We start from the raw sequence: 17,507 nt of genomic DNA on the forward strand, positions 1-17,507 counted from the left end.
TCCTGCCCGGTTTGCAGCCGCAGCGCCTGGGTGCAGCACGTTCCTCCCTCCCGCTGAATGTAATCCGCTGGGCCATTGGGTTTTGCCAATGCCGCCCTGGCAGCCGCATTTGACCACGAACTCCATACAAGGAAAGCAATGAGCACGCATCAAGACAATGCGGGGAACCTCAATTCTCCGGGCCGGGTATTGTTTGCCAGCCTGATTGGCACCACCATCGAATTTTTCGATTTTTACATCTACGCGACGGCAGCGGTCCTGGTCTTTCCCAGGCTGTTTTTCCCCTCGTCGGAGCCGACCGCCGCGACCCTGCAATCGCTGGCGACCTTCGCCATCGCTTTTTTTGCGCGTCCGCTTGGCTCGGCCGTTTTCGGCCATTATGGCGACCGCGTCGGCCGCAAGGTGACACTCGTGGCAGCCCTGCTGACCATGGGGATTTCCACGGTAGCCATCGGCCTTTTGCCAACCCATGCCTCGATCGGCGTGATGGCGCCAATCCTCCTGGCGCTGTGCCGTTTCGGCCAGGGCCTGGGCCTGGGCGGCGAATGGGGCGGCGCTGTGCTGCTGGCCACGGAAAATGCTCCGCCAGGCAAAAGCGCCTGGTATGGCATGTTCCCGCAACTGGGCGCGCCAATCGGGTTTTTCCTGTCCGGCGGCAGCTTCCTGCTGCTGGCCGAAATACTGACGGAACAACAATTCTTTGAATTCGGCTGGCGCATTCCGTTCCTGGCCAGCGCCCTGCTGGTGCTGATGGGCCTGTACGTGCGCCTGAAGATTACCGAGACGCCCGTATTCCAGAAAGTGCTGGACAAGCAGGAGCGCGTCAAGATACCAGTGCTGGCCGTGATGCGCGACCACACTCGCCCGCTGTTGCTGGGCACGGTGGGCGCGATGGCAACCTTCGTGCTGTTTTACCTGATGACCGTGTTTGCGCTCAGCTGGGGCACCTCGGCACTGGCGTATTCCCGCCATGACTTCCTGGTGGTACAGCTGTTTGCCGTGGTCTTTTTCGGCCTCGCCATCCCGATCTCGGCGGTGTTGGCCGACCGCCATGGCCGCCGCAAGACGATGATCCTGGTCACCGCCGCCATTGCCCTATTCGGACTGGTACTGTCCTCACTCTTTGTCGCCGGCAGCCTGCCCAAGGTCACGCTGTTCATGTCGCTCGGCCTGGCGCTGATGGGCCTGACTTACGGCCCGCTCGGTACCTACCTGGCAGAACTTTTTCCGCCCGAGGTCCGCTATACCGGCTCCTCGCTGACCTTCAACCTCGGCGGCATCCTGGGCGCTTCGCTGGCGCCCTATGCGGCAACTTGGCTGGCAAGCCACCTGGGCTTGCAGTATGTCGGCTATTACCTGGCGATAGCCGCCCTGCTGACCTTGGCCGCCTTGCTGCTGACGCAAAAATCCGAGGCGGATGCTGCCATGATGGCGAAAGCGGCCTGAAATCGCCAGTCTGAGGCAAACATCAAAAAAATAGAAACGTTATAATTTCTAATATGCAACGCGGCATGCAGCCGCGTTGCCCGGATCGTTCTCAATGCCGTTACAATCCTGACTATCATGAATGCAATCGCCTCCAAACTGGCTGCCATCGCTCTCGTCGCGGCCGCAACGCAGATGCCGGCCCAGGCCGTCGATTCCGTTTCCCTAGAGCTCGGCAACGGCAACAAGACCGACCTGGTGCGCGCAGGCGCGCAATGGAACTGGAATAACCGCTGGTGGCAATCCAACGGCACGCACATTGGCGGCTACTGGGATTTGAATGCAGGGCACTGGCGCGGCGACCGCCATCTGAATATTCCCGGCAATCGTCAAAGCATCTCGACCATCGGCGTCACACCGGTGTTTCGCTTTCAGAACGATCGCCTGCAAGGCTTGTATGGCGAATTCGGCATTGGCGCCAATTGGTTGAGCGGCTACTACGACAACAATGGCCGCCAGTTCTCGACCCGCTTCCAGTTCAGCGACCATATCGGCGTCGGCTACGTGTTCGCCAACAAGCTGGACGTGAGCTTTCGCTTCCAGCATTTTTCGAATGCCAGCATCAAGCAGCCGAATGATGGCGCCAATTTTTCCATCCTGCGGGTAAGCTACCCGCTCTTCTGACCATTCAGATGAAATATCTCCACACCATGGTGCGGGTCACCAACCTGGAAACATCGCTGCAGTTCTTTCGCGATGCGTTGGGCCTTGATGTTGTGCGGCAGCGTGAATATCCGCAAGGTCGTTTTACCCTGGTGTACCTGGCGGCCCCCGGCGACCACGCTGCGCAAATCGAGCTGACCTACAACTGGGATGCCGAAGTCTACACAGGCGGGCGCAACTTCGGCCACGTCGCTTATGCAGTGGACGACATCTACGCCACCTGTCAGCGCCTGATGGATCATGGCGTTCTCATCAACCGCCCACCGCGGGACGGCCACATGGCATTCGTTCGCTCACCCGACAATATCTCGATCGAGCTGTTGCAGGCAGGCGAGCCTCTTGCGCCTGCAGAGCCCTGGAGTTCAATGCCAAATACCGGCAACTGGTAATTGGCCCTCCCGATGGCGCTTACGCGCCGAGCCGCCGGGCCAGTTCGACAAACTGCGCCACCGGCACCGTTTCCGGCCGCGCCTGCGGATCGATGCCGGCATCGATCAGTTCAGCTTCGGTAAACATCCCCGCCAGACAATTGCGGATGACCTTGCGCCGTTGCGAAAACGCCTTGGTTACCACCTGCTCCAGCCGCGTCTGGTCGCAAGCCAGCGGATTTTGCAGCGGGATCATGCGCACGATGGCCGAATCGACCTTCGGCGGCGGATCAAACGCCGTCGGCGGCACCACGAACATGAGTTCCATGTGGTAGCGCCACTGCAGCATCACCGACAGGCGCCCGAAGGCCTTGCCGCCGGGTTCGGCGACCATCCGCTCCACCACCTCCTTTTGCAGCATGAAATGCTGGTCCTGCACCCGGGGGGCAACCTGCGCCAGATGGAACAGCAGCGGGCTCGAAATGTTGTAGGGCAGGTTACCCACCACGCGCAGCTTCTTTTCCGCCGGCACCGGGATGCTGGCAAAATCGAATTGCAGCGCATCGGCCGAATGCACGATCAGGCGCGCCGGGTCGAAATTCTTTTGCAGGCGCGCCACCAGGTCGCGGTCGAGCTCCACCACATGCAATTGCTGCAACGAGTCGAGCAACAACTTCGTCATTGCCGCCAGGCCGGGCCCGATCTCGACCATGGCATCGCCGGGCTGCGGATCGATCGCGCGGATGATGTCGTGCAGTACACCGTCGTCGGTCAGGAAATTCTGGCCGAAGCGTTTGCGGGGAATGTGTTTCATGACTTCCTTGAAGAGGCGGCAGCGGCCGCCATGTGCGCCGCCGTGCGGATCGCCTCGATCATGCTGCCGCAGTCGGCATGGCCGGGGCCGCGCGCAGCCAGGTCCAGCGCAGTGCCATGGTCGACCGACGTGCGGATGATCGGCAAGCCGAGCGTGATATTGACGCCGCGCCCGAAACTGGCATGCTTGAGCACCGGCAGTCCCTGGTCATGGTACATCGCCAGCACGCAATCGGCATCCTGCAGGTACTTCGGCTGGAACAGGGTATCGGCCGGATAGGGGCCGGTGGCATCGATGCCGCGCGCCTGCGCGGCTTGCAATGCCGGGGTGATGACGTCGATTTCTTCGCGGCCGAGATAGCCGCCCTCGCCCGCATGCGGGTTCAGGCCGGTCACCAGGATGCGCGGACTGGCAATGCCGAACTTGGTTTGCAGGTCGGCGTGAATGATGCCGATGGTGCGCAGCAAACCATCGATGGTGATCGCCGCCGGCACATCCTTCAATGGCAGGTGCGTGGTCGCCAGCGCCACCCGCAGCGGGCGCGGTTCAATGCCGCCGGCAGCCAGCATCATCACCACTTGTGCGGTGCCGGTCTTTTCCGCCAGGTATTCGGTATGGCCGGTAAAGGCAACACCGGCATCGTTGATCGTGCTCTTTTGCAGCGGCGCCGTGACCACCGCGTCAAACAGGCGCGCCTGGGCGCCGGCGATGGCGATATCCAGCGTCTGCAGCACGGCGCGGCCATTGCGCGCATCCAGGCGCCCCGGCACCACGACTTCGGCCAGCGGGCAATCGATGACGGCCAGCCGGTCCGCCGGAAACCGCGGCAAGCCGGCATGCGAGACCGCCATCCAGGACACTGCCGCCAGGCGCATTTCCGGGTCGATTTCCTCGGCCGCCTGCGCCAGGAATGCGGCGTCGCCGATCAGTACGCTGTTGACTTCAGCACGCAACTGCCACGCCGCCCGCAGGGAAATTTCCGGGCCGATGCCGGCCGGCTCGCCGACCGTGATGGCGATGGTCGGACGCCGTGGCGAAACTGCTTGCAGGGGCATTATTTTTCTTCGTTGCGATATTCGACGTAGGCGCGGTCGCGCACCTGGCGCAGCCACTCCTGGGTTGCTTCCTCCAGCTTGCGCTCGCGCAGGGCCTGGCGCGCGACAAGCCGCTTGCGTTCTTGCGAAACATCTTCGGTCTTGCGTTCGAGCACCTGGATCAGGTGGAAGCCGAAGGGCGACTCGATCGGCTCGCTGATCTGGCCAGGCTGCAAGGCATCCATCGCACGCTCGAATTCTGGCACCGTGTCGCCCGGATAAATCCAGCCCAGGTCGCCGCCCTTGGACGCCGTCAGGTCGTTGGAATGGGAGCGGGCCAGTTCCTCGAAGGTCGCGGCCTTGTTGTCCAGGCGCTGCTTCAGGTCTTGCAGCTTGCGCTGGGCGTCCAGCGAGGAAACAATCTGGTTGACCTTGATCAGGATATGGCGCACGCGTGTCTGCGTGATGGATGCCGGTGCCGCAGCAGTGCCGGTGCTGGCCCGCATGACACTTGGCGTGCGCTTGCCAATCAGCTTGAGGATATGGAAGCCGTTGGCGCTCTTGACCAGCGGCCCGACTTCGCCAGACTGCAAATTGGCGACCGCATCGACGAACAGTTGCGGCAGGCGGTCCTGGTTGCGCCAGCCGATTTCGCCGCCCTTCAGGGCATCGTCGGCATCGCTCGAAGCCGCTGCCACCTTGGCAAAATCGGCGCCGGACTTGAGCTGCTGGACAAGTTGCTCGGCACGCTGGCGACGCTGTTCGATCTGTTCCGGCGAGGCATTTTCCGGGATGCGCACCAGGATCTGCGCCAGGTTCCATTCCTGCTGCTGGCCTGTGCCGGCGCCTGCGGCCAGGTAGTTTTCGATTTCCGATTCGCTGATCTGGAGGCGGTTGTCGACTTCACGCTCGCGCAGCCGCTGCATGATGATTTCGCGGCGGATCTCTTCGCGGAATTTCGCAAACGTGATGCCTTCGCGCTCCAGCTGGTTGCGGAATTCCTGCAGGTTCATGCGGTTCTGCTCGGCGATGCGCGCAACAGCCCGGTCGAGCATCGTGTCATCGACCTGGATGTTCATTTCCTTAGCCAGCTGCAACTGTGCAACTTCAACGATCATGCGCTCCAGCACCTGGCGCTGCAGCTCGGCGCGCGGCGGCATGCCGCCTTGCCCCTGCCCCTGCGCAGCGATGCGCCGGGCGATCGACTCGGTGCGATCGTCCAGTTCCTTTTGCGTGATGACTTCATTGTTGACCACGGCAACAATGGCATCGATGGTGCGCACGCCAGCAGTGCCGGCCGCGACAGGCGCTACCGGACCCGCGCCTGGCTTGAACTGCGACCAGGCATTCGGCGTGGCGGCAATCGCCATGCACGACAGAATGCATGCAAGCGCGCTGCGGGAAAACGGTAGGCGGGTGTTTCGCATATTGTGCAGTGAATCCATAAGATTTGTTATGACCTAGCGGGAAGTGTTCGTCGGTTGGTTGATCATCTGGTAGCCTTGAATATTCTGACGCAGGGCATCGAGAGGGTTGGATCCGATGCGCGACAGGCCGTTCAGCTCGAGTTGGATAAAAAATCCCGTGGTGGCGGCATTCGACGCGGTCGGCGTGCGCTGGGCAACGACGCGAAAAATCCAGCAGTCCGCCTTGTATTCAAGGCCGAGTAGTGCTTCCGCCACCTTACCGTTTCGCAATGAATTATTCACATTGACGACGGCCGGCTGGTCGTTGCGCAGTGAATAATTGATGCGGCCGACGCCATACCAGCGCTGCGTCAATGGCCACTGCGCCGAAACGTCGAGCTGCTCGAGCGGCGACAGCAGGTTAGACACATCGCGCCGGTATTGCAGGTTCAGTACCCGCATCGGCCCTGGCTGCCAGCGCACGCCATAGTTATCACGCACCATGGTGCGCAGGCTCTGGCTGTACTGCATGTTGGCGTCGACGCTGATCTCTTTGGATACCCTGCCGGAGCCTGTCAGCAAAAGGTCGGAACGGGTCTGGCTATTCAACACGCCAGGCAAGGTGACCTTCTGGTCGGCGAGATAATAACGCTGACCAATTGCCAGGCGCGCCCGTTCGGCGCCGGAAGGCTCAATAAAGCGCGACACCAGTGCGGCCGTCAACTGATTGGCGTCGCTGACGCGGTCAGAACCAATGAAGCGATTTTCCGAAAACAGTTGCCCATAGTTGAAGTCGGCCAGGCCAGTGTCAAACAACGGGAACAAACTTTGATCGCGATACGGCGTATACACATAGAACAGGCGCGGCTCCAGCGTCTGGGTGACGGGCTTCCCCAAGAAACTGGCTTCGCGTTCGAAAATCAGACCGGAATCAAGCGAGGCGGTCGGCACCGCACGATTCAGGCTGCGCGGCGTGCCCGGCAATGGATTGTCGATCGCGTAACTGGATGCATGCAACGACACACTGGGCGTGATGAAAAAGCCGGGGCGGATGATCGGATAGGACAGTTTCGGAATAACCACCGCGCGATTGCCGACGACGGCCGTTGGATGCGCGAAACGCGTCGCATCGAAGACGGCTGACCAGTCAAACCCATTGACGTCTTGCTTGGCTGCGGAAAAAACAAACTGTGGCAGGCGATCGTAGGGCCGCGAAATCGGCACCAGGGGATCCTGCAGCACCTGGAAATTCGAGGCGGCAAGCGTGGCGGTCCAGAACGGACCGTTATAGGCCAGGCTCATGGCGCGGTTTAACAGGCGCTGCTTGCTGGTCGTGATCGTGCTGGCAAAGTCATCCGGATACTGGTCGTCCGAGGCGGCATTCAGATTCCAGTTGTAGGTCCAGGCCGGCGCAAATGTCTGGGTGTGAATCGAGGACAGCGCATAGCGGTCGGTTTTCGTTTGGCGGTCACCCGGCATATATTCGACCCGGGTGTCGCCTTTATAGGTCTCGCCGAGATAGCGCCCCTCCGCTCCCAGTTGCACGCCGCGCCGCGAAATGATTTTCGGGTACAGCGTCAAATCGCGGTTGGGGGCGATATTGAAGTAATACGGCACCGTGACCACAAGGCCACCCTTGTTGGTGCTGCCGATGGACGGCGGCAGCACGCCAGACTTGCGCTCGTCCGACAAGGGAAACGACATGGCCGGCGTGCCGAGGATGGGCACGCCCTTGAAATACACGACAGTGCCGCTGGCAAAGCCCGTATCGCGCTCGCGGTCCAGGCGCAGGCTGGAGGATTTCAGGTACCAGTCCGGATCGGGGCTTTCGCAGGTGCTGTAGGTGCCATTCGAAACAACCGCTTCGTCTTCCGACTGGAAGTCGATGCGCTCGGCGGTGCCATGGGCGTTGTTCTTTTGCAGCTTGTAGGTCGGCTGGGTGACAAAGCCTTCGCCGGAATCGATGCGCAGCCGGACCGACTCGCCGGTGTAATGGTCGCCCATGCGCTCCATGCGGATATTGCCGCTCGCATCCACCTCATCCTTGAGGATATTGTAGGTCGCGTGGTCGCCCAGGATGGTCGTCGTGCCCTGGATGATTTCGACATTGGTGTCGAACTGCACCTCGCGATCGGGACGCCCGGTCATGCGCTCGGCGCTGATGTTGACCGGCAGATCGCGCTCGCTGACCTGCGCCGCGGCGACGCCAGGCAAGGCTGCCGCCACGGTGGTTGTCACCACGCAAAAAATTACCGGCGAATCGGAAAAAGCGGGAAACCGGATCATGAAAAAAACAAAACCATGCTAGGGCCTGTTGACTATTGTTAGCGTTATCAGCATGCGTCATGCATGCAATAGCAGGGATTTTTTGAATCGAATCCCTTATTATATGGGAATCCGCTCCTACAACTGCATTCCTGCCCGTTCCATGTCGACATCAAATTCCCCTGACTTGCGTTTAATACAACTAAAACAGTGGATTGGCACGCTCGCCGAGCCCGCGCTGGCGCCCGATTCGCTGCGTGTCGCCTCGGCCGATGCCAGTTTCCGCCGTTATTTCCGCATCGACGGCGCCGGCAGCAATGCCACCTATATCGTCATGGATGCCCCGCCGCCCCAGGAAGACGTGCGTCCGTTCATCCACGTGGCGCAACTGTTCGGCCAGACCGGCGTGTCGGTGCCACAAATTCTGGCACAGGATGCCGAACAAGGCTTCTTGCTGCTGTCGGACCTCGGCAATACCACTTATCTGAACCAGCTCAATGCGGATACGGCGCACCAGTTGTATCTTGATGCCATCGACTCGCTGGTGCTGTTGCAAGTCCATAGCCAGCCGGGCGTACTGCCGGAATACGATCGGGCCCTGCTTTCACGCGAATTGCAGCTTTTCCCGGAATGGTATATCGGCAAGCACCTGGGCGCGACCCTGACTGCGGCCCAGCAAACCGACCTCGACAAGGTATTTGAAGTACTGCTGGCCAATAACCTCGCCCAGCCACAAGTGTACGTACATCGGGATTACCACTCGCGCAACCTGATGGTCCTGTCCAAAGGCAATCCTGGCATCCTCGACTTCCAGGATGCGGTCTATGGCCCGATCACCTATGACCTGGTGTCGCTGCTGCGCGACGCCTACATCCAGTGGGATGAAGAAATGGTGCTCGACTGGGCGATCCGCTACTGGGAGCGCGCGCGCCGCGCCGGACTGCCGGTGAATCCCGACATCGACGGCTTTTACCGCGATTTCGAATTCATGGGCGTGCAGCGCCACCTGAAAGTGCTGGGCATTTTCGCCCGCCTGTACCACCGCGACGGCAAGGATGGCTACCTGAAGGACCTGCCGCTGGTGATGGAATACACGCGCAAGGCCGCCGCCCGCTACCGCGAACTAATCCCGCTGATCCGCCTGCTCGACGTGCTGGAAGAGCGTGGCCCCAGAGTTGGGTATACCTTTTAATGAAAGCCTTGATTTTTGCCGCCGGACGCGGCGAACGGATGCGTCCGCTGACCGATGCCTGCCCCAAGCCGCTGTTGAAAGTGCGCGGCCGGCCGCTGATCGTCTGGCACATCCTCAATCTCGTGCGCGCAGGGATCACCGACATCGTCATCAACCATGCGCACCTCGGCCACATGATCGAGGAAGCGCTGGGTGACGGCAGCCAGTTCGGCGCGAAGATTGCCTATTCCCCGGAAGGCACGGCGCTGGAAACCGCCGGCGGCATTGCCCGCGCCCGCCACCTTCTGGGCGACGCCCCCTTCGTTGCGGTCGCCGCCGATATCTATTGCCCGCACTTTGATTTCAAGCAGGTCGTCGATGTACTGGAAGCCAACGACCCCTGGGGCAACCCGCATCCTGTCGACACGCGCGACATCGCCTGGCTCTACCTGGTCAAGAATCCTGCACATAACGCCAAGGGCGACTTTGCCCTGAATAATTTTACGATTGCCAATGACGGCGAAGCACGCTTCACCTTTTCCGGCATCGGCGTGTACCGTCCCGAAATGTTCGATGCCGTGACGCCGGGCGAGAAGGCGGCGCTGGCGCCTATCCTGCGCGAGTATGCCGCGCGCGGCAGGGTCGGCGGCGAAGTGTATCGCGGCGACTGGACCGATGTCGGCACGCCCGAACGGCTCGAACAATTGAATGCTCCCCTGATTCCTGCGAGGTCACAATGAAATCCTTTGCCGCCCGCCGCGCCGCGCTGATCGCGCACATGCAATCTCGCGGAGGCGGCGTAGCCGTCATCCCGACGGCGCCGGAAGTGCCGCGCAATGCCGATGCCGATTTCCCCTACCGCCACGACAGCTATTTCTATTACCTGTCCGGCTTCACGGAACCGGAAGCGGTGATCGTGCTGGTGGTCGGCAAGACCACGCAATCGATCCTCTTTTGCCGCGAAAAAAACCTCGAGCGCGAAATCTGGGATGGCTACCGCTATGGCCCCGACGCGGCGCGCACCAGCTTCGGCTTCGATGAAGCCCACCCCATCGCCGCGCTCGATGCGGAAATGCCGAAACTGCTGGCGAACGCCCCGGCCATCTTTTATGCGCTTGGCAGCGACAGCAAGCTCGATGCGCGCGTGCAAGGCTGGCTGCATGCGGTGCGCCAGCAGGCGCGCGCCGGCGTAGCCGCCCCCTCGGCAGCACATGACATCCATGGCCTGCTCAATGAAATGCGCCTGGTCAAGGACGCCGATGAAATCGCCACCATGCGCCGCGCTGCGGAGATTTCGTCGCAGGCGCATGAACGCGCCATGCGCGCCTCCCGCCCCGGCATGCGCGAATACCAGATCGAGGCGGAATTGCTGCATGAATTCCGCCGCCATGGTTCGCAATTTCCGGCCTATACCTCGATCGTTGCCGCCGGCGCCAACGCCTGCGTGCTGCATTACCGCGCCGGCGAGGCCATCATGAAGGATGGCGACCTGGTGCTGATCGATGCCGGCTGCGAACTCGACAGCTACGCTGCCGACATCACCCGCACCTATCCGGCCAATGGCAGGTTTTCCGGGCCGCAGAAAGAGTTGTATGAAATCGTCCTGGCGGCGCAATATGCCGCCATCGCCGAAACCCGGCCGGGCAAGCGCTTCCCCGACGCCCATGACGCCGCAGTCAGGGTGCTGGCGCAAGGCATGCTCGATACCGGCCTGCTCGACGCCAACAAGGTCGGCACGCTCGACGATGTCATTGCCAAGGGCGACTACCGGCAGTTCTACATGCATCGTACCGGCCACTGGCTGGGCATGGATGTGCACGATGTCGGCGATTACCGCGAACCTGGCGCACATGCCATCGAAGGTGAAAAGCCCTGGCGCATCCTGCGTCCCGGCATGGTCACCACCATCGAGCCTGGCATCTACGTGCGTCCGGCACAGGGCGTGCCGGAACAGTACTGGCACATCGGCATCCGCATCGAGGACGATGCGCTGGTGACTGAAGACGGCTGCGAGATCATGACTGCCGCCGCGCCCAAGACCGTGGCCGAGATCGAAGCAGTCATGCGCCAGGGGTAAGGCAATGACGGCCAGCGACTTCGACATCGCCATCCTCGGCGCCGGCCCCGTGGGACTGGCGCTGGCGTGCCTGCTGGTGGCGCGCGGCGCGGTGCCTTCGCGCATTGCCCTGATCGATGCCAAGACCCTCGAGCAGGTGGCGCACGACCCGCGCTCGATCGCGCTGTCGCATGGCAGCCGGCAAATCCTCGAGCGCATCGGCGCCTGGCCCCGGCTGGCCGACCCGATCCACCAGATCCATGTCTCGCGCCGCGGCCATTTCGGCCGCACCCTGATCGACCGCGAGGAATTCGGCGTACCGGCGCTGGGCTATGTCACCCGTTATGGCCAGCTGGTGACAGCGCTGTCGGACGCTGCCTATACGGCCGGCGCGCAAGTCATGCGCCCGGCCCATGCCGACGCCGTCACCGAAACCGCCGAGGGCGTCACGCTGCAACTGGAAAACGGGACGGAACTTTCCACCCGCATCCTGGTGCAGGCCGAGGGCGGCGTGTTCGGCGCGCAAACGGCAAAATCGCTGCGCCGCGATTACGGCCAGATTGCGATCATCGCCCATGTCAGGACTGCGGCGCCGATTGCGCATCGCGCCTTCGAACGCTTTACCGACGAGGGGCCACTGGCGCTGCTGCCGCAGGAGGATGGCTATGCGCTGGTGTGGTGCGCGCGCCCGGCCAGCACCGAGCGCCTGCTCGGCTTGCCGGATGCGGCTTTCCTGGGGGCGCTGGGCGAGGCCTTCGGCACGCGCCTGGGCCGATTTACCGATGTCTCGCAGCGCAACACCTTCCCGTTGGGCCTGAATGCCGGAGCGCCCGCATCGGCGCGCATCGTCGCCATCGGCAACGCTGCACAAACCCTGCATCCGGTGGCGGGGCAAGGCCTGAACCTGGGCTTGCGCGACGCCACCGTACTGGCAAAACTGCTGGCGCAGGATGCCTCGCCTGCCATGCTGGAACGGTTTGCCGCGGAACAGGGATCCGACCGCAACGTCACCATCCGCCTGACCGATGTGATGGCGCGCGTCTTTGCCGACACCCCGCAAACGCCTGCCGTGCAAGGCTTGCTGGGCCTGTCGCTGGGATTGTTCGATATTGTCAGGCCGGCCAAAAAAGCCCTCGCCGAACAAATGATGTTTGGCTGGCGCTAAGGCTAAGCTGCTGCAGATACTGCGCAAGCGAAGTAAGACCAGTCGCCGGCGCGAATCTGCGCTTCCGCACCGTCGAGGCGTTTGTGCGCCTTGACCGCCTTGCTCACCGGCTCGATCAGTTCCGGCCAGCCAATCAGGATGGCGCCGACCAGCACACCGTCGCGCAACACCAGCTTGCGGTAGCGATAGTTGGCGACATCTTCCTCCGACAGGCTGGTCTCCCCCTCTCCTACTTCGAATTTGCCGACCGACACCAGGTCAGCGCCGACCACCTTGAGCTGGGTCGACAGCACCGGCTCTTCATAGCTGCGCGTTTCGCCGAGTGCATTGCAGGCAGCCACCTCGGCCTGGCCGACGGCTACCGGCCACAAGCCGAGCACCTTGCCTTCGACCTCGGCGGCGTCGCCGGCTGCATACACATCGGCGATACTGGTGCGCATCTGCCAATCGACGACAATGCCGCGGTTGACATCGAGCCCGGCCACGCGCGCAAGCTCGATATTGGGCGCGATGCCGGCGGCGACCACGAACAGATCGGCGCGCCTCGGCGCGCTGCCATCGAGCTGCACCATCCGCAATCCATCCTCGCCGCGCGTCAGCGCCTTGATCTGCACTGCGGTGCATATGTGCAAGCCGAGGTTGGCGAGATAACTTTCCAGGAGTCGGCCGCCGCGCTCGTCGAGCTGGCGATGCAACAGCCAGCGATTGCGCTCGATCACGGCAACCTGCATGCCGAGCTTGTACAGGGCATAGGCTGCCTCCAGCCCGAGCAAGCCGCCGCCAGCGACCACGGCGTGCGTAGCGCCGCTGGTCTGCGCCTGGCTGCGCAGCCCCATGGCATCGTTGGCAGAGCGCAGCACATAGCAGCCGGGGCCGCCGTAGCCGGGCAGCTGCGGCACGAAACTGCTGCTGCCGGTGGCGAAGATGAGGCGGTCGTAGCGCAGGGTTTCGCCATCGGCAAGCAGCAGCTCACGTTTCTTCGCGTCGACTGAACGGACAGCGGTATTGAGCATGACTTCGATGTTGCGCTCGGCGTACCAGCTCTCCGGCATCAGGTACAGCCCCTGCATCGCCGAACGGCCATAGACCAGGCGCGTGATTGCCATGCGGTTGTACAGATGATGGTTCTCGTCGGCCACCACCACGATCCGGCATGCCGGATGGCGCCGGCGCAAATGGTCGGCGGCGGTCACGCCGGCGATGCCATTGCCAATCACCACCACCTGGCGGATCGCCGGATCGAAGGCGGCGGCGTTTGCCGAAATTCCCGCATCGCGCTTGTCCGGAACCAGCGCGATGGCGACTTCGCCTTTTTGAACCCGGGCGCGGCATGCCATGCGCGTATTGTCGGCATGGCCAAGGCGCGCCAGCGTGTTGCATTCGTCCTCGTCGGGCGGGGACAGATTATTCATGCCGCCAAGCACCGCTACCGGGTCGGCGCCGCACACGCCCATGCGGCAACCTGACTCGATGCGTGCGCCACAGCTTTCGACCAGTTCCAGCAGCGACTGCCCCTGCGTCGCCGCCACCTTCTGCAGCTCCGGCTCGATCACCAGCTGCATGCCGGGCTGTCCGGAGGCCTTGCGCAAGGCCGCCACCGCGCCCTGGCCGACCCCCGCCGCCTGGCTGGCCGACTTGCCGGCCAGTTCGCGGCGGAATACGCCCTCGGTGGCGAAGCCGTGCCAGATCCACATGGCGCTGGCAATCCACAACGGTACCCGGATCAGGTAAGGTGCGCCGACAGGCACCGCCCACTGCCCGCTCAGGGTGGAAAGCGCAGCAAACCAGCCCGAGGCGGCGAACCAGTAATAGATGTTGAAGGCAGCCGCGCCAAATAATACGTTCAGGCTGTTGACCGGCACCTTGAGGAAGGTCTCGCAGGTCTTGTACAGCGCCATGCCGACGCCGGCATACAGCAGGAAATGGGTGTAAATCGCACCGCCTTCCAGCGTTGCCGCAGTGGACGCCAACGGCGAGACGGCATTGGGCATGGTAAAAAAAGCCAGGATGAAACCTGGCAGCGCGGCCGCGAAAAAGCGCCGGTAACCCGCATGATAGCGATCGTCGTCGTACTGGTCGGCGAGGAATGCCACCTTGGGATTGAAATCGTAGCAATTCTTGGTGCATCCGACACAGGGCTGGCAATGGGCGTTGCCGATCAGCTTGAGCGGCGTCTGGCCGTAGATGCGCTGGATCGGCAGCAGCGGGCAAATGCTGCTGCACCAGCCGCTCTTCCCCTTGAAGACCAGGCCGCCGACAAAGGCTGCGCCCAGGCCGAACAGGATCAATGCGCCGCTGGCCACGCCATTCTGGTCGAACAGCCATTTGCGGCTGGAGACGAACAGGAAGAACAGGGCGATGCCTAGCACATAGCTGTATTCGCGGATGCGCGGCGTGTGCGCCAGGCCGCGGCTGAAGCCGAACAGGCGCGGCGTCTGGTTCAAGGCCGCCATCGGGCACAGGTTGCGCCACAGTCCCGGCGCAATCATGAACACCGCCGGCAACAGCGGCACGACCAGCATCCAGAACAGGGGCAGCGCCCACTTTGGTTGCGTTATCAGCAGCACCGCCATCGTCAGCGCCGCCAGCACTGTCAGGATGCGCAATACATGCCAGGCCCGCTGCGGCAGCAGCGGCGGAATCTGCAGGTAATTGGGAAAGCTGGTGCCTTCGCTCATCTCAGCGCCCTCCCTGCATGGCGATTATTGTCATCTCGCGCAAACGCAGGGAAACGATACGGCCCAGTTCCAGCAAAAGCTGCCGCGCCAGCTCCGGGTGGCGCACAGCAAGGCTGTCGAATGCGTCGCGCGAGAGCAAATGCACCTCGGCATCCGTGCGCGCACGCACGGATGCCGAGCGCGGCAAACCGTCGAGAAAGGCCTGTTCGCCGAATACCGACAGCGCATCAATGCTGGACACAAGCCGCTCGCGATTGTCGTCGCCGATGAACACGACATCCAGCTCGCCGCTGGCAACGATGTAAAGCGCCATCGACGTCTCTCCCTGACGCACCACACATTCGCCTGCTGCGTAGCGATGGCGCTGCGCGAAAGCCAGGATATGCTCCCAGTCTTCCACCGGAAGATTCGCCAGAAATACTAAGCTGTTCTTGACCGGGGCTTCCGCCTTGCCGTCGTAATTGAAAAAATCGGTGAATTTCACTCGCACCCCTCAGGCAGCTACCCATAGACCGGCACAGGCCATTGAAACGAATCGGCATGGTCTTGATTTGCATGCCGATATCGCCAACGCCCAACTTGATCGTTATCAAGTTGCTCATATTAGTCGATGATTGCAAGAATGCCAATGGTGCGCCGGACAAAGGATGCTCGGCAGGCGCTAGGGACGGGATTCGGATTCGGACTTGCCGCCCTGGCGCTTGTGCTGATACATGCGGCTATCGGCCAGGTGCAGCAACTGGCGCCGGTCGCCTGCCTCATGCGCATGCGCGGAACCGTAGCTGGCGCCGGCAAAGACAAAATCGTCCTTGCGCAACGCGGCCACCGCCTGTCCCAGCACATCCTCGAGCCAGTGAAGGTTGCCGCTGTGGCAGGTGATGGCAAATTCATCGCCGCCCATGCGATGCAGCAAGGCTTGCTGGCCCAGGCCGGATGCCAGGTGCGCCGCAAAGCGCTGCAGCAATTCGTCGCCGCGCGCATGGCCATGGGTATCGTTGTAATGCTTGAGGCCATCGAGGTCGATGATGGTCAGGCTGCCATCGTCCGGCAGCTTGTGCAGCTCCATCTCCAGCCTGAAGCGGTTCGGCAAGCCGGTCAGCGCATCGGTATGCGCCAGCTCGAAGTGCTTGCGCGCCGCTGTCAGCGCAACTTCCTTTTCATGATGCAGCTGGCCGAACTGGTAGGACAGCACCAGCGCCAGCAGGATCACCTCGACCGTCACCGCCAGCAAGCCGACGTGCTCGATATACACGGTATAGGCATCCAGCCGCGTGAGCGAAATGGCCGCCGCGCCGAGCACGAAAAAGGCGGCAATCGCCACCAGGTACAGGCGTGCCGAGCGGTTGCCCGCGCGCGCACAGGCGATGCCGGCGACCAGGCCATACGTGATGAAGACGCCGACGCCATAGCGGTCCAGTTCCAGCGACCAGTTTGGCCGCGCCAGCGCTGCAAGGATCGCCGCCGCCATGAGCGCCAGCATCGCGCATCCGGCCCGATAGAGGCGCGGGTGGTTGTCCAGGCGAATTTCCAGCAAGGCCATGACAAACACGATATAGGCGCAGTTGGAAAACAGGATGGCGAAACTCGACAGGTAGAACCAGCGCACGCCCAGCAGATCCGGAAACACCAGCAGGCACATGCCGTTCCAGATCAGGTTCCCGAGAATGAACAGGGCATACATGCGCTCGGCCATGCGCTGGCGCACCATGGACAGCGCAGCATAGTAAAACCCCAGGCCGATGAAAACGCCCAGGCACACCAGCACCAGCGCATTGCCGGCCTTGATGTTCTGGCGGTAGTGTTCCAGCGTGTCCAGATACGGTTCGGCCTGCGCCAGGAATACCGGCGAATCGAGTTGCGTAACGATGCGGTAGCGGCCCTTGACGAGATCCAGCTCGCGCCCGTGGCGCAGGAAAAACGGGTTTGGTTCCGGGCTTTGGATACCGCCGGACAGCGTCGCCACCAGCGCACCCTGCGCGTCGAATACCCGGTGATGAAAGACACCGATCAGGCTGGAGTTGCGCAAGTCGATGACGTAGCGCCCAGCGGCCGGCACGTCAACCTCGGCCTGGCGCCAGAAATTGCCGCCGGTGGCTGCCAGCCGCCCGACCGGCGTCAGGGCAGCCAACGCCGGATCGCCTGGTTGCCGGTACGTCCAGCCGGGCTCGGCGGCGTGCCACTGCCCGGGCAAGTCCACCGGCGCTGCGCCAAGCAGGCCTGGCCACAACAGGCCCAAGACCAGCCCGGCGCACAAGTTGCGCCACAATGCGCGGGAATAGGATAGCAATGGATTCAAGATGCGATGACTGCACACGTATCGCGGTCGCAAAGCGCAGCCGCCTGCCAAGCCTAAGCTCAGGCAAAACACATTGTAAAGTTACTTTTAAGCAAAAGCTAATTAC

General features: G+C 62.4%; 14 protein-coding genes. 7 read left to right on the forward strand and 7 right to left on the reverse strand.

Annotated features, from left to right (window positions below):
• Positions 1–138: 138 nt before the first annotated feature.
• From EKL02_RS16515 to EKL02_RS16525, 3 genes are all read left to right on the forward strand, one after another.
• The gene (locus EKL02_RS16515) at positions 139–1,446 is read left to right on the forward strand and encodes an MFS transporter (protein WP_128903053.1); all 1,308 of its coding nucleotides are present in this window, start codon (positions 139–141) and stop codon (positions 1,444–1,446) included.
• A gap of 117 nt (positions 1,447–1,563) precedes the next feature.
• Positions 1,564–2,109: an acyloxyacyl hydrolase gene (locus tag EKL02_RS16520; RefSeq protein WP_241687749.1), complete on the forward strand. Its 546-nt coding sequence runs from the start codon at positions 1,564–1,566 to the stop codon at positions 2,107–2,109.
• Positions 2,110–2,117: 8 nt separating this feature from the next.
• Positions 2,118–2,537 (forward strand): VOC family protein, encoded by a 420-nt coding sequence (locus EKL02_RS16525; protein WP_128903055.1) that lies wholly within the window; start codon positions 2,118–2,120, stop codon positions 2,535–2,537.
• Positions 2,538–2,556: 19 nt separating this feature from the next.
• On the opposite strand, the gene rsmA is transcribed toward EKL02_RS16525, so the two are convergent.
• The 4 genes from rsmA to EKL02_RS16545 are packed head-to-tail and all read right to left on the reverse strand — an operon-like array spanning position 2,557 to position 8,056.
• Positions 2,557–3,330 carry a 16S rRNA (adenine(1518)-N(6)/adenine(1519)-N(6))-dimethyltransferase RsmA gene (gene rsmA, locus EKL02_RS16530; RefSeq protein WP_128903056.1) on the reverse strand — a complete coding sequence of 258 codons (774 nt, stop codon included), beginning with the start codon at positions 3,328–3,330 and terminating at the stop codon, positions 2,557–2,559.
• The gene (pdxA, locus tag EKL02_RS16535) at positions 3,327–4,385 is read right to left on the reverse strand and encodes a 4-hydroxythreonine-4-phosphate dehydrogenase PdxA (protein WP_128903057.1); all 1,059 of its coding nucleotides are present in this window, start codon (positions 4,383–4,385) and stop codon (positions 3,327–3,329) included. Before pdxA ends, rsmA begins: the two co-directional genes overlap by 4 nt.
• Entirely contained in the window at positions 4,385–5,791 is a 1,407-nt protein-coding gene (locus EKL02_RS16540; protein ID WP_128903058.1) for a peptidylprolyl isomerase, read from the reverse strand. The genes pdxA and EKL02_RS16540 overlap by 1 nt, the downstream gene beginning before the upstream one ends.
• A gap of 33 nt (positions 5,792–5,824) precedes the next feature.
• Entirely contained in the window at positions 5,825–8,056 is a 2,232-nt protein-coding gene (locus EKL02_RS16545) for an LPS-assembly protein LptD (protein ID WP_128903059.1), read from the reverse strand.
• Between the two features lie 142 nt (positions 8,057–8,198).
• Here EKL02_RS16545 and EKL02_RS16550 point away from each other — a divergent pair, with 142 nt between their 5' ends.
• Genes EKL02_RS16550 through EKL02_RS16565 form a run of 4 tightly spaced genes read left to right on the forward strand, consistent with a single transcriptional unit; the run spans position 8,199 to position 12,427 of the window.
• On the forward strand, positions 8,199–9,227 hold the full coding sequence (locus EKL02_RS16550) for a phosphotransferase (RefSeq protein WP_128903060.1): 1,029 nt from the start codon (positions 8,199–8,201) through the stop codon (positions 9,225–9,227).
• Positions 9,227–9,946 (forward strand): N-acetylmuramate alpha-1-phosphate uridylyltransferase MurU, encoded by a 720-nt coding sequence (murU, locus tag EKL02_RS16555; protein WP_128903061.1) that lies wholly within the window; start codon positions 9,227–9,229, stop codon positions 9,944–9,946. The genes EKL02_RS16550 and murU overlap by 1 nt, the downstream gene beginning before the upstream one ends.
• Positions 9,943–11,283: an aminopeptidase P N-terminal domain-containing protein gene (locus EKL02_RS16560; protein WP_128903062.1), complete on the forward strand. Its 1,341-nt coding sequence runs from the start codon at positions 9,943–9,945 to the stop codon at positions 11,281–11,283. The genes murU and EKL02_RS16560 overlap by 4 nt, the downstream gene beginning before the upstream one ends.
• Positions 11,284–11,287: 4 nt before the next feature.
• Complete coding sequence (locus EKL02_RS16565) at positions 11,288–12,427, forward strand: UbiH/UbiF/VisC/COQ6 family ubiquinone biosynthesis hydroxylase (RefSeq protein WP_128903063.1); 1,140 nt, start codon at positions 11,288–11,290, stop codon at positions 12,425–12,427.
• 2 nt (positions 12,428–12,429) lie between these two features.
• Here the strand turns inward: EKL02_RS16565 and EKL02_RS16570 are convergent, their stop codons facing one another.
• From EKL02_RS16570 to EKL02_RS16580, 3 genes are all read right to left on the reverse strand, one after another.
• Complete coding sequence (locus EKL02_RS16570) at positions 12,430–15,105, reverse strand: FAD-dependent oxidoreductase (protein WP_128903064.1); 2,676 nt, start codon at positions 15,103–15,105, stop codon at positions 12,430–12,432.
• Position 15,106: 1 nt separating this feature from the next.
• Complete coding sequence (locus EKL02_RS16575; protein ID WP_164932051.1) at positions 15,107–15,589, reverse strand: cyclic nucleotide-binding domain-containing protein; 483 nt, start codon at positions 15,587–15,589, stop codon at positions 15,107–15,109.
• Positions 15,590–15,766: 177 nt separating this feature from the next.
• Complete coding sequence (locus tag EKL02_RS16580) at positions 15,767–17,401, reverse strand: diguanylate cyclase (RefSeq protein WP_206732413.1); 1,635 nt, start codon at positions 17,399–17,401, stop codon at positions 15,767–15,769.
• Positions 17,402–17,507 lie beyond the last annotated feature (106 nt).

Origin of the sequence: Janthinobacterium sp. 17J80-10 (assembly GCF_004114795.1) — a bacterium.
In the GTDB taxonomy this organism is placed as follows: domain Bacteria; phylum Pseudomonadota; class Gammaproteobacteria; order Burkholderiales; family Burkholderiaceae_D; genus Paucimonas.